This window comes from Viridibacillus arenosi (genome assembly GCF_001955655.1).
Lineage (GTDB): Bacteria > Bacillota > Bacilli > Bacillales_A > Planococcaceae > Viridibacillus > Viridibacillus arenosi.
Window position 1 is genome coordinate 485,403 of sequence record NZ_MSPW01000002.1, and the last position, 14,526, is coordinate 499,928.

Below are 14,526 nucleotides of genomic sequence, written 5' to 3' on the forward strand. Positions count from 1 at the left end.
GAAAGGAGAACTAACATGCAATTATTAAAACAACAGAAGGGCTTTACTTTAATTGAAATGCTCATTGTTTTGTTTATCATTACAGTGTTGATTTTGATTGCAATACCAAATGTAACAAAGCACTTTAGTACAGTGGATGATAAAGGATGTAAAGCATATGTCAGCATGGTACAAGGTAATTACAACCAAGCTTAAAATTTTGTATGGGTGGTAAAATTAGTTAAATGTCAGCGATAAGCCTAAATAGTTAACCTAATTTTCTATTTCTTTAAAATTAATCGGCCAAGTTGTCGAAATTTATTTATTTTAACGAAGTAATTCATAATATATAAGTGTATCGATAGGGGTTCATCAAGTTATTTTTGCTAGAACCAATAATCTGAAATTAAATGTTTAGAAAGAAAACTGTATAAAAAGATAAACTCATGTAAAATAGAATATAGATATAATATAAAGTTGAAATGATAAATTATTAATTGAGATGTCCTGAAAGAATAAAAATTATCAGCAGTTGTTTTAGAAAAGAGATTTAATTATTAAGGTAAAAAAACAATGATCCAGGGGAATAGGCTATGAAAAAAAGTATTAAAGAAATTTACGAGAGTTTAAATGATATAGAACTTGTCAATGCATATGGAGTATGGCTCGATGAGCTTAAAAAGAGAGGACTCATACGAACAAATAATGTTGTCGGCGAGCTAGGTGAATCAATTGCAATAAAATATTACTGTGACACGCCTAGATTGCCTCGATTACAAGCTGCTCCAATAGGTACACAAAACATTGATGCGATATCAACAGAAGGAAATAGATATTCTATAAAATCGACCACAGGGAAAGTGACAGGTGTTTTTTATGGATTAAATGAACCTAATGATGAGAGAGAAGAACAAGTTAAGTTCGAGTTCGTGATTCTTGTTGTTTTTAGTAAACAGTATGAATTACAAGCCATATATGAAATAGATTGGAACATGTTCTTAAAACATCGAAAATGGCATAGTCGAATGAGAGCCTGGAATTTATCAATTAATAAACATTTAATAGGAGATGCCAAAGTTGTTTTCATGAAAGTAGATAATGATGATGCATTAGAAATTCCAATTTAAAAAATAATTTTATGACAAATAAGAAATTCGGTTTTTATGGTATGGAGGTTTACATATGGAAGTTAAAACGTACTCATACAGATTTGCGGAAGAAATATTGCAACACCCTCATTTTGTGAAGGCTTATAAAGAGTTATTATTGGTCTGTAGTGATTGCCCTGTACCAATATATAAAGGAAAATCGAAGAATCAGCCAAAACTTGATGTTGTTCAACAAATGATGAACACTTACTTTTTATTACGATTCAAAAGTCTTGATTGGGAATCTGAGCCTTTGGCAACTCCTGACACTTCAACAGACGCACTACGCTCTGATTTTCGAAAATCTTTTTTGGACGATGAAACTGGAGAAATAGTTCTTACAATACAAATTGAGGTTGAATTTGGTAATGTAGCTTCAAGTTATCGCAACTATTTTAAGTTTCAACTTAGCTTCGCCAATGCTCTCACGGATTTATGCGTATTAATTGTGCCCTCTTATGCTCTAAGCAAAAGAATTGATAGTGGTGTTTCAAATTTTGAAAAAACAAAAAGAGAAATACCATCAGCAAAACTCTCTATTACGGTACCAACGCTTGTTATTGGACTTTTTGACGATGGCACTACGTTATGGAATGTTAAAGAAACCGTTACGGAGGATTTAAATATTCTCAAAGGTGATTCCCGAATAAAATACATTCAACATTGTGCCATAATACAAGAATATATAGATAATCTATGAACTAAAAGGAGTAGGCACATTGTCTACTCCTTTTAATAATCGTTTATATTTACTGTCCTTAATAAGTATAGATAAATAAAAGAGAGAACAATCTTGTGAAATGAAAATTTGAAATTTATATTTCTAAAAACGTTACCTTTTCAATTTTTATTCTTATAGTATTAAGTGTAGGGGTATTAGCGCATTAGTATAGCTTGAAAACTTACAAAAGGGAGCACTACGCATAATTTCCCCACATTGTATGCTGCTTCTTATTAAAACAACATTATTTATAGTGTTGTTTTTTTATTTACAAAAATTTATTGAGAAGGATGGATCAGAATGAAAGTAAGTAACAGACGGGCACGAGCAATTAGAATGTATGAAAGATTATTAAGTGAAGGAATTGTAAATGAACAGCAGTATTCGGCAACAATTTTATTAGCTGCTTCATGTTATCAATGTGAAGAAAGGACAAGAAAGACAAAGACACAGAAAACAACATACAAAGATATTCATTTTAATTTTGTTAGTCCATATGAGATGGCATTATATATTATTAGCTTGCCAATGTGGTTTGAATGGCAGGAACAAGCAAAGATATATGACAATATACCAAATACGTTTAATAAAGAGAAGGAAAATTCAAGACCAACCGTTGATAGGATTGAGAGTGAAGAACATTATGAACGAGGTAATATTCGCCATGTTCCAATGGAATTAAATAGAGATTTATCACATGAGAAAAAGAAGAAGCCACAAGCATATTTCTATATGAAAGACGGAAAACTATTTTTTAAGAAGTTTAATTCAATCACAGATATAGAAAGTGAATTGGATATTTCTTCATATTACAGAAAAAGAGCAATTAACATCATGACTATTTTTCAACAGAAACAACGTAATCCGATTGAGGAAATTGCAGAGTTAGAATGGAAGGTTACAGAAAGAAATAAACGAATCGAAATGATGAAGAGAAGAGGGAAGGAATTAAATTATATAGAAGCTTTGAAACAATTAAATAAATTAGATATAGAAACTATTAAATCTTTAAATGCTAATTATAAGTCATAGTATATTTATTCTAAATTGTAATTTATATCATTGTTTCTTTATAAAAACTTTTCAAAAATTGAATCTGAAATTCGAAAGGGATTGAAAATTAATGTCTATAAGAAAACCTATTAAACTTGAAATGAGTAATAAACTAAGAAACTATCTATCTGAACAAAATATATTAGAATCTAATGATTATCGTTGTAATTTTGATACCATTAAATTAAAAGCTAAAATGTCAATTGAAGAAAAAGAAGTAATCTATTCATATTTTGAAAATGGCTATTATACAGATAATGCGTATTGGCAAGTATTAAGATTAAAACAATTCGGTATTACTATCAAATTGAATCCTAGAAATTTAACTTGGCACAGTACATTTAATGCGGCTATTGAGATGTCACCTAAATTTTTTCATTTAAATGATGTGCCTTATAGTATAACTCAAATTTTGACCAATATAGATTGGCGTTGTACAGAAATGCACATAGCGTTTGATTATCGAACGAATTTTTTTGAAAGTGTAACAATAAAACATCATGGCAATCAATCACATAGCGAGTATAGTGGGGAAACAATATATATCGGTAGTCATCAATCTAATCAAACAAAAAATAAAATAGCTAGCTACGATCGAAATGTTAAAGAAGCAAAAAGAAATAATAATATTACTCACAAGTATATGAATCGATTTGAAACGCGTTTAAGATTTAAGATGGATGAGATGCGATTAAATAATATTAATCATAATTTAATCTGTGAACGCCTTAAAAAGTATTTATTTGTATCTAATATTAATGCTATAAATGGTGCGTGGAATAGAAATAGGTTGTTAAAAGTTAGAAAAGATTATTCTTATTATGAGAAGTTAAGAAAATCTAATAAAAAGAAAGACAAAGAAATTGCTGCATCAATTCGTGAAGTTATCAAAGAAAATAGGGAACAACTAGAGAATATATATAAATTGCACTTTGAACGATTATTAAGTTTCTTACAATTTGAGAATTTAGATGTATTGTACAGTGATTTCTATGTTAATAACACTGAAGAAGCATCGTAAATTGAATAGTCCATACTCATAGCATATTTTAAAGAAGTATAGTAGACAAATAAATAATCATAGATTTAATTATAGAAATAATTAACATTTATTGATTATTGTGTTACTTTGAAAATAGGTAATTAATCAGTATATTTCAAATCATGCATTGAGAGGTATAAATATGAAGAATGGCTTTTTCGCATTAATTATTTTATCTGCTTTTTTAGTTGGATGTAATTCTAATGAATCAGCGAGTGATTCTGCTTCAGCAAGTATAATCGATTTAACAACGTATCCTCTAGGCGTTCAAAATGGGACAGTTTCACCAGAGTTTTACAACGAGCTTAATCAATGGATAACCAATTTCTCTCCTAACTTCAAGACTATAACAGATATTATTTTGGAATATAGGAATGATAATAGTTATTTAGAAGATGAAAAAAATAAACAAAATCTTTTAAATGCAATTAATGAGTGTAAAACTTTAATGGATGAATTTGATATGTCAGTAGACACAGAGGCAGATGATGTTTTACGTAAGGCAGTAATAGATTTTTCTGTTTCTCAGGACTTGATTTTTGAATATCTAGATAGTTTTATAACAAAAAATGATTATGACTATATGAAATTGGCTGGAGATGAAAGCAAATCGTTAGGTAATAAATCGCAACACATCGCAGACTTATGTGATAAATATGGATTGTAATAAGTAAATATAAGTAAATGAACAATATGGGCAACCTAATTAACTGTTATTAGTTGAGTGGGTTGCTTTTTGTTTCGAAAGAAAATAAACAATAATTAGGATGGAGTTGGATTAATTGATTATATAATAAATACTCATATATTTTCTTTTTGAACAAAAGAAGTGTTACATATATACATAATTGTTATCTAACGAGTCAAGAGAGCTAAGAAGTGCATTTAGATAATAAATAGTAGTATTTACTCGGTGAATTATACAGTATCATCAGAAATTACATAACCGTTTCAAAAGCTTATAAATTGAGTGTTCACTCGTTAAGTCACGAGAGCGATTACGAGGGCGTAGTAATTATTTTGAATTGGTGATATGTGTAAGAATTCCGAATATAAGGTGTCATAACTTTTAAGTATTGACACCAATAATACGATTGGATATTATCAGTATATAGAGAGGTGTCGTAACTAGGGGTCATAAGTAGAGATATTAAAAGGAGTGATTGAACGTGAAAATTTATGGTTATGCAAGAGTGAGTACGTTTGGACAAGATTTAACGTCGCAAATTGAACAATTAAAAATTGAAGGTTGCACAGAATCAAATATTTATAGTGAATACTTCACAGGTATACAAACTAATAGGCCTCAATTAAATGAATTACTTGATCAATTAGAAGAAGGCGACAAATTATTTGTAACTAAACTTGATAGATTAGCACGTAATACTAAAGAGGGCATTGAGATAATTGAAATGTTATTTGCTAAAGGCATAAAGGTACATGTACTGAACGTTGGTTTATTAGAAAATACAACAATGGGTAACTTTTTCTTACAAACATTATTAGCGGTTGCTTCTATGGAAAGAAATCTAATTGTGGAACGAACACAGGAAGGAAAGGCGATTGCTCGTCAGCGTGAAGGATTTAAAGAAGGTAGACCAAATAAGTACACTAAGAAACAAATGGATCATGCCATAGGATTATTAGAAACTCATTCATATAATCAAGTAACTGATTTAACGGGCATTAGTAAGAGTACATTAATCAGAGAAGTAAGGAGACGTAAATTAAAACATTAATAATAATTCAGAAGCGACTATTCAATAAATGAGAGGTTGTTTTTTCTATGCATATAAAATAGCCATCATATTTAATAGCTCTCTAATTCATATAGTTGTTTTAAAATGTGCCAACATATACTTGGATTATTAAACATGAATTAAATACAGGTATTTGAATGGTGTAGGGGGATATATTCCATAATTTCTGATTATACATATTCATTTAATAGCGTACCTCATACACTTGCACACTCTTTAAGCATGAAGTAAATAATATATTCACGCCAATGTTAATAATGCAAATGTTTAACAATGGCGTTATAGAGGCCTATATTCTCTTTGAGTCAAATAATATATATAAACAAAAAGAGTTGATAGAGAAATGATAACTAATAAGTATTGTTAGTAAGATAGTGATAAAAATACCATTGTACTTAATATTTTCAATATATCTAGTGAACTGAAAAATCTGCATGATTTGAAAATACAAAGCATACTAACAGCGGAAGAATTTGAGCAACAGAAAAATAAAATATTAAACAACTAATATCTATAATAAAGGTTTAAAGGCTATAATTTAAAGCGACTTTCTAACCTTAGAATAGTCGTTTTTCTATGTCTGTTGGAATTTATAAAAAGAATGATTTTACTTAGCTCGCATTAGAAAAATAAACAAAGATTGGTTTTCCATTAACCCTTATACCGTCTTCTCCAAAAACCGACATACATAACTCGTTATCTCTTTCAATAATTTGCCCTACAGCTCCTAAAATCATTGTTTCTCCATGCACAGCACGTTGTTTCAGCCCTTCTAGCATCCTATCTATGTTAAGGGGCGATTGAGCAAAGAAGACAGGATCTAATATGATTTTGAAAGTCATATTCATATTCTGATTAGTTAATGTTATGACAGTTCGCTTTTCATCAGGATTATTGAAGTCATTTTCAACTTCGATAATTATATCCATTAGAGCCAAAGTACTATCTAATTGGTCTCTACTAATGTGAATTATTGAATAACTTCTTGGAACAGGCGGATTTCTATCGCCTTCTAGAAGAACCTCACCCTGATTATCAGTAGTAGGTCTATTAACAATTTCTTCTACAGGTTCTCGACCTGTCTCCACTCTTTTATTTGTACGATTCCTTCTATTTTTCCGCTCCCTTTCTTTTCTAGCCTCCCTTTCCTCTTCATTTTCTATATATTTTTTATACATATCATTCAAAATACTCTTCTTATGGTCACTTCTTAAACGTGAAGAATGAATACCTAATCTTTTTCTCGGTCTGTTACCTGTCTCGGTATCTGTATAGTGAGTGCAATCTAAAGAATGTTGATAATCATTACCACGCCATTTTTTAAAATAAGCTACTTTAATTCCTCGGGGAACATACTCCATCCGACAATCACAACCTGTTGTTGAACAATAAATGTCATACTTCACTTCTTCAAAGTCTACACGATCTTCAATCGAATCTAGTGTGATAAGTTCGTTACCATTAGTACCTCGATAAATCACCTCAAAAACCGCCAAAATTATATACCTCCTATTAGACTATCTTATAATACAGTCTAATAGACACTTGACAAAGATTCAAATATTACGACTATTTTTTATTTAACATTACAAAAAACGATATAAAGATGTAGTATATAACGCATAAATATCGAAGGTTACACTCACTACAACGCTATCTATAGTGCGATAATTTCCATATTATTGTAAATTGCATTATCTGTGATTCCGATTTAATTCAACTTCACTAGGTTGTTCTCGTATCGCTTCATTTTCTATTTGGTGTAGTAGGCAGCTTGTATTCTTGATTCATCATCAAAATATTGGCATACTCATTTCAATTAGATACGCGCTAAATATGAATACGTATGAATAACGTGGGGCTATTTTCAATTATTTCTGCTTGTGTATATTCATTTCAAAGCGTACCTCGTACAATGTCACACTCTTAAAGTTAGGATCATCCAGTTCAAATATGAATTTAATAATCTTTATACTCAATTTTTGATATGTAAAATAATGTTTACAATATAAATAATTAATACTATTATTATATAGGTTTCCATTGCTTTTGGATTAATGAAATATGTAAAAACTAAATGGGTTGTTGATGGGAATAATTAGAAAGGGGTTGATTTTATGGGATGTGCTATAGGGTGTATTTCAATAATTGTCTTGTTTATAATTCTATGGTTATTTACAATATCTCCGGTATTGGGAATATTGAGCGTAGTTGGATGGTTCGGCATGTTGATATGGGGTATTAGGAAAACAGATACAATTGCACAAAAAGGCTTAGATGAAAATAATATTAAGCTAGGTGAAAAGCAGAAAGAATTATCTAAAATAATAGAATCACAATCTTACACCAGTAAAGATAACGATGTTAAATTAATTCTTGATGAGGATAATAAAAAAATCGGAATAATAAATTTACTAAATGATAATGCATTTGAATATGATTATAAAGATATTTTAGAGGTTACAATACTGGAAAATGGTGATACGGTTACAAAAACTTCTCGTTCTAGCCAAGTAGGCGGAGCTTTACTAGGAGCTGTTGTTGCAGGTGGTGTAGGTGCAATAATAGGTGGTTTAACTGGTGAGAGATCATCAACACAGCATATTGAAAATATTGAATTGAAAATTATTGTTAATGATTATAAATACCCAGTCCATATTATTCCGTTTTTTGATACTAAATTTAAAAAAGTAGACGCTTTATATATACCAATGGAAAAGAATGATAGTGTATATAAATTGTTAATGGAAAAAGTAAACCATTGGCATGGAATACTGGGTTTTGCTATTAAAGAAGCAGATGATTTAGATAGCGGTAAAAATAATATTGTACATAATAATCTCAATATATCTAGTGAACTGAAAAATCTACATGATTTGAAAATACAAGGCATACTAACAGCGGAAGAATTTGAGCAACAGAAAAACAAAATATTAAACAGCTAATATCTATAGTAAAGGTTTAAAGGCTATAATTTGAAACGACTTTCTAACCTTAGAATAGTCGTTTTTCTATATCTGTTGGAATTTATTAAAAGAATGATTTTATATACTGTTATTCAATTCATATGTAATCGTACAGACGTTTAAATCAATTACGAGTATTTTACATCATAAATTTTGAAAAAATGTCTGAGAATTGAAAATAGCTAAATAAATTATATAGTCAATCATAGTTGCTGCAATCATTAAATAGCTATCCATTTAATGCAACAGTTATAAAGTTAGCTAACATAATTGTATTCACAAACTTGTTACTATTAGATATGAGCTAAATATGAATCGTATATGTTCAATAAAATAGGAACAGAAAAAGCACAAAGTGATATTGATAAAGTAAACCGAGCGTGTCTAAATGTTCTTGATGGTGGGCAAAGTATTTCACCAATTGATGAATTTCTTAATTTACATCATGCTTCAAGTGAAATCATTTTTTTATTTACCGGTTTATTTAAATATTTGTATGAACAAGAAATAGAGGGTGTTACTCTAGACTATAATAAGTATGAGAAGGAACTGCAGAAGAAACTTGATGTTTTGAAAAATAATCTAGTCAGTAGAAAAATGATTTTGGATTAATCTATAAAATTACGGAAGATGATTCTATGTTTTTTATCAGTTGATTTTTATTAATTGCGAGATATGTCGGTGTATAATCGTTATAAAAATTAAAACGTGAGGAGGGATGGTATGAAATTTTATAAGATATTGAGACAAAGGAAGATAAAGGAAGAAAATTTTTGCAACTTACTTGATATACAAAAGTATGATTATTTTACAGGAAATTATCCAAATTCATTCGCAATAAAATATAATCCTGATACATATAACCAGTTACTTAATAATGATGTGGTATTCAGAGCGTACAAGAGCAGATTTATTCAACAATTATTTGTTACAAATCAAAAATTCCTCGCAATTTTAAACTATAGTAATTTCTTTAACATGGAAATGGCGGCTTGTTTATTTGTTGAAGACGATAATGGTATTTATTTAGAGGAGTATGATGAAATCTCCTTGGAAAGTGTTGAGGATGTAGTCGGTAGATATGGCTTTAATATAAAGGAAGTTACATTTATTACAAATGATAGTAAAAAATCAATAGTACTTCAGAAAAATGGGATAATTGGGATAGACGATGGGCTAACTGATTCTGAGAATTCCAAATTACTAAATTTGATTGATACACTAAATTTTGGACTTGAGGTAATTGACACATGAAGAAAGCTCTCTTAGATTTCGTAAAATCAGTTAGAAAAATCATAGCAACTTTTGTAGTAACATTTTTCACAGCTATTATTGCTTCAAATAATACAAATATATTATATGATTTTCTAAATCGACATGGATATTCTGATTCTACAATACAAAAAGTTATTTTGAGCGGTATAATTGCTGTCGTCGTTGGAGTTTTACAGTTAATACTTGAGTTGCTTTATAAAGTATTATTATGGATTATTAAAAAATATTTTAAGCGTTTGAAAGTAGATATAAATTTTAAAATCAATAATAGAAATAAAGAATTAATAAAATTTAAACCAGTAGGCGGAGAGTACGTAGAAGAACAAGTCGATATAGAGCTAGAAATTGTCCCTGCGGGTAAGATTTCGATGTTTATATTAAAAATTTTAGGATTGCAGATAGAGATCTTCTTTAATCCTCAGATAATTGATGTTACTTTAGTAAATGATCGAGAATGGCTCAATGAAAAAGCGAGTACTAGAGTTAATGAGGAACAGGCAATTTGCATTGGAGTTTTAGAAAACTATCGTTTAGGAGGACTTTCTATGAAACCGTTTATGATGACAGAGAGTATTGTTATTTTGCCCAAACGGGTTAAAAGAGATACTGCATACATAGATTTTAAGCTTACGTCAGTCATAGGAAGTAAAATTAGTAATGCATTATGTGATTCTAATCTTAAAGAGTTAAATATTGAATGTGAAGGAGGTAAATAGATGTCAAAAATATATTCTAATATTTTTTTACTAAATAATATTAATCGTTTATCTTCTTTGGATGAAGTTTTTAGAAGGCAACATAGCGAGATACTACCTCATGTAAAAAAAGATGAAAATCAGGTTGTTAGGATGTTTGATTCAGAAAAATTTTTCATATACTCGTGGAAAGATATATGTCAAGTGGAAGAAATAGAAGTACCCAAAATTAATGATAATTCTGCAGTAGAAATTATTCATTATCAGAAGGCAATTGCTAATTTAGAGTACACAAAGAAAAAGAAAAAAGATAGTAACGGAAATTTTCTACCAAAAGCTGAAAGAGTAAATGATTCTGATGTAGAGGCATTGTTTTTTGAAAAAGAGAATAAAGTATATGTACTTATTATAACTTCAAATGATTACGATATAAGTAGATTTAAAAAACTGATTGGTGAACACAATATTTCCCGCACAAATCCTGAATATTCTCTTGAACCTGATATATTCAACTGGTTATTTTATGTTTATACAGAACGGGATGGGAAATTAAACGAGGACACAAAATTAGAAAATATTAGTGGTTTTGTAGGAAATGTAACTGACGACGCCAATGTTTTTACAGGAGCATCTTATCAGACGACAGAACTAATAGCGACCAAAGCATTTATAAGTAATGGGGGCGAACTAAAAAAGATAACACTTAGAGTTAGAGACACAGATGTAGATATTACTTGTATGATTAATGAAAATTCTACCGTTGTAATAAGTTGTAATGTGTCAGTTAAATTAAGATTAATGGATAATATGGATAAAACGAATTTTCTGTTAATATATTTATATGGATACTTAATCCTTAGGTTGAAAGAATTGTATACGAATGAATCCGATAATTTTATCAGAGAAGATAATCCCAAATTCTCAAAAAAAATTGGAATTGATGTAATTAAATCAATTGTTAAAAAAAATAATATTTTTTTGAAAGATCTTGAATCATTTTTGTTAGAAGCCTCATGTGAACAAGAGCTTAGTTAATAATTATGGAAATTATAGTTATTTAATCAAAATGTAATATTTTTCTTATTTAAAAAGGATGTATATTCAGCAAATATTAGAAAATTATATCCACTTTTATCAATTTTTATAGAATTAATAAACACGAAAACATTGATATAAGAGGATTTTAATGGATGACGTTTCTTTAAAATTCTCTATTATAATTCTAAAAATCGTTACCTTTTGTATTTTTGTTCTTATAGTATATAGTGTAGGGATTTTGGTGTTAAATCAACATACAAACATAGATTACTTACAAATGGGGGCAGTATGCATTTTTTTAGTACTTTGTATACTGTTTCTGTTTTAAAAACGACATTATTTATAGTGTTGTTTTTTTATTTATTAAAAAATACAGAAAGAATGGAGCAGAAGAAAGTAAGTAGTAGACAATTACTAGCAAAAGAACAAGGAACATATTGTTAAGTTAATGAACAGTTAACTTTATATGAGTGTTGTATATGGGTTAATTTTAGTGTATTGAAATTTGAGTGAAATATTAAGAAATTGCCAACTTTGAGTAGAGATGAATATATAGCAAGAGGTTCATTATGTGACATTTTTTCAGATCGGGAACCCAAAGACATTGTAAAGACAGTGGCTTTCTAAATTAGGCATACTTTTTTGATTCTATATATTAGACAGGTTTTAATAAGAACCTAATTTAAGTTGAAGTTACAATAATATATAAAGATATAAAACATTTTAAATACAGTTGTTAAAGGAGGTAGAAAATGAAAAAGAAAAAAGGTGTAATCTATGTCAGAATATCTACTGATAAAGATGAACAAAAGTCGTCACTAGAAATTCAAGAGGAGTCGTTAAAAAATATCTGTGAATCGAAAAATATTGAAATCATAGAAACATACGCAGATAAAGCGAGTGGTACACGAATTAGAAAGCGCAATGGATTTATAGAAATGCTTTATGATGGAGGAATAGATTTTAAAATAAGGAACGATAGATCCGCAGATGATTTTACAATTAACAAAGATAGAAAGCCGAGATTTGATTATATTATTTGTAAAGATATATTTCGTTTTGGTCGTAACTCTAATGAAGCTATGCAAGTTATAAAAGAATTAAAAGATAATGGTGTTATTGTATACTTCATAAATAGTGCTGTGGATACTTCAGCCGATGATTATAAAATGAGACTAGAATTACTATTCACGATTGCTGAAAATGAGTCACATAATACTTCAAGACGGATTAGATTCAGTAAACGGCATTTAGCTCAAAATGGGAAATATTCACCTGCTCGATTACCTTATGGTTACAAAAGAATTATAGACAAAAATGGAGAAAAACAAATTGTGATTGATGAAGAGCAAGCGACGATTGTAAAGTTAATTTTTAATAAATATTATGAAATGGGCGGAAATAAGCTAAGTAATCTTCTTAATAATGAAGGTGTTTTAACACAACAAGGTCATCAGTGGAGTAATGATAAAATTACTAGAATAATCAATAATACTTGTTATTATGGTTCACCTATTGTACAAAAATGGACTAAGGCTGATGTAACAGATATGTATTTTCATAAAGCGGATGTATCACATCATATTCAATTGGATAATGTTATTCCTGCGATTATCACAAAAAATGAATTTGAAGTAATTCAATCTATAAAAAAGAGTCGAACCAATAGCAATTCAAATAAAGGTAAATATAACGGAAAAGACGATATTTTCTATGAGAAAGTTTTTTGTATACAATGTGGATCACGTTTTGTTCGACATATGGGATATAAAAATAAAACAACATATATGTGTCAAAAGAGAAGAAAGTATAGTGTGAAATCATGTGATTGTAAGGGAATAGCTTATAATAATTTGGTGAATTTTGTTAATCAATCTCAAATAAGAATAAATGATTTGAGACATGGCGGACAACTGATGCATCTTAACAAAAATATTAAAAAGGCCATATTAGAAAGAAAATTAGTGATAGAAGATATTCAACAGAAAATTATTCAGATAAAAAATAAAATTGAAGCAATTACAGATAGCTTTATTGATGCTAATTCGACCATGAGAAAAAGTTTAAATAAAAAAATGGAACAATGCGAATCAGAAATAGTTGGATTGTCAAATCAAATAGAGCAATTAAATATAACTGATATCGAACAAATCAAACAAAATGTACAACAAAAAGAAATAGTTATTAATAAACTTCGCAAGAAAAAGGAATATTCATTTGATGAAAAAATTAAATTGTTAAAAAAAATAGAAGTAGGTGCTGATTTTATTGAGGTTATTTTCATTAGCCCAGATTATGATGATGAAATAGAGAGATTTAATCAATTATTTCGTGGTACTGAATTAGAAATAAAACTATGTGAACCAATATTCTTAGGGGAAACAATTATCAGAAACAAACAGTTAATAGAGGAACAACGAGAATCAATTTTAAATTATGAGGAAGCGCCATTTGAAGAAATATTATTTAGAAAAGAAGTTGCTAAACATGAAGAACGAATTAAAGAAAAAAGTTAATAGTTGAAAGAATAAAGTACATTTGTACAATATTTACAACAGTATTACGAAGAATATAAAGAATATAAAGAATGTTTTATTAAAAGCGGTACTGAATTTTACCGCTTTTTTATTATGCATTTTTAACTTTTAATTCAATGCATAAATCAGTATCTAATTGCTAATAAGGTGTTGGGGAAAACGAGGGAATAGATACATTGTACTATTTCTGATATAATATACAGACTTTTAGAATGAGATGTATGGCTTCATCAAATTTGAACAGATAGAAATAAATTGTTGAAAAGAGAGATTCAATTTAAAAGTTAATTTATATATATTTTATATTCATTA

Annotated in this window: 14 protein-coding genes and 1 pseudogene; 14 read left to right on the forward strand and 1 reads right to left on the reverse strand. The window is 28.9% G+C overall.

What is annotated here, in order from left to right:
- Nucleotides 1-15: 15 nt before the first annotated feature.
- The 7 genes and pseudogenes from comGC to BK137_RS06270 all read left to right on the forward strand — a co-directional run.
- Nucleotides 16-177, forward strand: a pseudogene (comGC, locus tag BK137_RS06240) (competence type IV pilus major pilin ComGC); the annotation flags it as partial.
- Between the two features lie 395 nt (nucleotides 178-572).
- Complete coding sequence (locus tag BK137_RS06245) at nucleotides 573-1,106, forward strand: hypothetical protein (protein WP_051448762.1); 534 nt, start codon at nucleotides 573-575, stop codon at nucleotides 1,104-1,106.
- A 55-nt stretch (nucleotides 1,107-1,161) separates the two neighbouring features.
- Nucleotides 1,162-1,827, forward strand: coding sequence for a BglII/BstYI family type II restriction endonuclease (locus BK137_RS06250; RefSeq protein WP_038186801.1), 666 nt, complete (start codon nucleotides 1,162-1,164; stop codon nucleotides 1,825-1,827).
- A gap of 321 nt (nucleotides 1,828-2,148) precedes the next feature.
- Entirely contained in the window at nucleotides 2,149-2,880 is a 732-nt protein-coding gene (locus tag BK137_RS06255; RefSeq protein WP_038186797.1) for a hypothetical protein, read from the forward strand.
- Nucleotides 2,881-2,971: 91 nt separating this feature from the next.
- Nucleotides 2,972-3,922 carry a hypothetical protein gene (locus BK137_RS06260; protein WP_038186796.1) on the forward strand — a complete coding sequence of 317 codons (951 nt, stop codon included), beginning with the start codon at nucleotides 2,972-2,974 and terminating at the stop codon, nucleotides 3,920-3,922.
- 163 nt (nucleotides 3,923-4,085) lie between these two features.
- The gene (locus BK137_RS06265; protein WP_038186795.1) at nucleotides 4,086-4,610 is read left to right on the forward strand and encodes a hypothetical protein; all 525 of its coding nucleotides are present in this window, start codon (nucleotides 4,086-4,088) and stop codon (nucleotides 4,608-4,610) included.
- A gap of 502 nt (nucleotides 4,611-5,112) precedes the next feature.
- On the forward strand, nucleotides 5,113-5,682 hold the full coding sequence (locus tag BK137_RS06270) for a recombinase family protein (RefSeq protein WP_235175754.1): 570 nt from the start codon (nucleotides 5,113-5,115) through the stop codon (nucleotides 5,680-5,682).
- 632 nt (nucleotides 5,683-6,314) lie between these two features.
- Here the strand turns inward: BK137_RS06270 and BK137_RS06275 are convergent.
- Nucleotides 6,315-7,199, reverse strand: a complete 885-nt coding sequence (locus BK137_RS06275; protein ID WP_038186793.1) for a hypothetical protein — start codon at nucleotides 7,197-7,199, stop codon at nucleotides 6,315-6,317.
- Between the two features lie 621 nt (nucleotides 7,200-7,820).
- Here BK137_RS06275 and BK137_RS06280 point away from each other — a divergent pair.
- The 7 genes from BK137_RS06280 to BK137_RS06305 all read left to right on the forward strand — a co-directional run bounded on the left by BK137_RS06280 (nucleotide 7,821) and on the right by BK137_RS06305 (nucleotide 14,193).
- Nucleotides 7,821-8,648 carry an SHOCT domain-containing protein gene (locus tag BK137_RS06280; protein ID WP_038186791.1) on the forward strand — a complete coding sequence of 276 codons (828 nt, stop codon included), beginning with the start codon at nucleotides 7,821-7,823 and terminating at the stop codon, nucleotides 8,646-8,648.
- 342 nt (nucleotides 8,649-8,990) lie between these two features.
- Nucleotides 8,991-9,281 carry a hypothetical protein gene (locus BK137_RS06285; RefSeq protein ID WP_038186788.1) on the forward strand — a complete coding sequence of 97 codons (291 nt, stop codon included), beginning with the start codon at nucleotides 8,991-8,993 and terminating at the stop codon, nucleotides 9,279-9,281.
- Between the two features lie 111 nt (nucleotides 9,282-9,392).
- On the forward strand, nucleotides 9,393-9,923 hold the full coding sequence (locus BK137_RS06290) for a hypothetical protein (protein ID WP_038186785.1): 531 nt from the start codon (nucleotides 9,393-9,395) through the stop codon (nucleotides 9,921-9,923).
- On the forward strand, nucleotides 9,920-10,660 hold the full coding sequence (locus BK137_RS06295) for a hypothetical protein (RefSeq protein ID WP_038186782.1): 741 nt from the start codon (nucleotides 9,920-9,922) through the stop codon (nucleotides 10,658-10,660). Before BK137_RS06290 ends, BK137_RS06295 begins: the two co-directional genes overlap by 4 nt.
- On the forward strand, nucleotides 10,661-11,674 hold the full coding sequence (locus tag BK137_RS06300) for a hypothetical protein (protein WP_038186779.1): 1,014 nt from the start codon (nucleotides 10,661-10,663) through the stop codon (nucleotides 11,672-11,674).
- Between the two features lie 291 nt (nucleotides 11,675-11,965).
- Entirely contained in the window at nucleotides 11,966-12,121 is a 156-nt protein-coding gene (locus BK137_RS22510) for a hypothetical protein (RefSeq protein WP_162148717.1), read from the forward strand.
- A gap of 308 nt (nucleotides 12,122-12,429) precedes the next feature.
- Nucleotides 12,430-14,193 (forward strand): recombinase family protein, encoded by a 1,764-nt coding sequence (locus BK137_RS06305; protein ID WP_038186775.1) that lies wholly within the window; start codon nucleotides 12,430-12,432, stop codon nucleotides 14,191-14,193.
- The last annotated feature ends 333 nt before the right edge of the window (nucleotides 14,194-14,526 follow it).

Excerpts from the sequence above, each read along its gene's own strand:
- BK137_RS06245 (WP_051448762.1), top strand. The coding sequence starts at position 573 with ATGAAAAAAAGTATTAAAGAAATTTACGAGAGTTTAAATGATATAGAA.
- BK137_RS06250 (WP_038186801.1), top strand. The coding sequence starts at position 1,162 with ATGGAAGTTAAAACGTACTCATACAGATTTGCGGAAGAAATATTGCAA.
- BK137_RS06255 (WP_038186797.1), top strand. The coding sequence starts at position 2,149 with ATGAAAGTAAGTAACAGACGGGCACGAGCAATTAGAATGTATGAAAGA.
- BK137_RS06260 (WP_038186796.1), top strand. The coding sequence starts at position 2,972 with ATGTCTATAAGAAAACCTATTAAACTTGAAATGAGTAATAAACTAAGA.
- BK137_RS06265 (WP_038186795.1), top strand. The coding sequence starts at position 4,086 with ATGAAGAATGGCTTTTTCGCATTAATTATTTTATCTGCTTTTTTAGTT.
- BK137_RS06280 (WP_038186791.1), top strand. The coding sequence starts at position 7,821 with ATGGGATGTGCTATAGGGTGTATTTCAATAATTGTCTTGTTTATAATT.
- BK137_RS06285 (WP_038186788.1), top strand. The coding sequence starts at position 8,991 with ATGTTCAATAAAATAGGAACAGAAAAAGCACAAAGTGATATTGATAAA.
- BK137_RS06290 (WP_038186785.1), top strand. The coding sequence starts at position 9,393 with ATGAAATTTTATAAGATATTGAGACAAAGGAAGATAAAGGAAGAAAAT.
- BK137_RS06295 (WP_038186782.1), top strand. The coding sequence starts at position 9,920 with ATGAAGAAAGCTCTCTTAGATTTCGTAAAATCAGTTAGAAAAATCATA.
- BK137_RS06300 (WP_038186779.1), top strand. The coding sequence starts at position 10,661 with ATGTCAAAAATATATTCTAATATTTTTTTACTAAATAATATTAATCGT.
- BK137_RS22510 (WP_162148717.1), top strand. The coding sequence starts at position 11,966 with ATGCATTTTTTTAGTACTTTGTATACTGTTTCTGTTTTAAAAACGACA.
- BK137_RS06305 (WP_038186775.1), top strand. The coding sequence starts at position 12,430 with ATGAAAAAGAAAAAAGGTGTAATCTATGTCAGAATATCTACTGATAAA.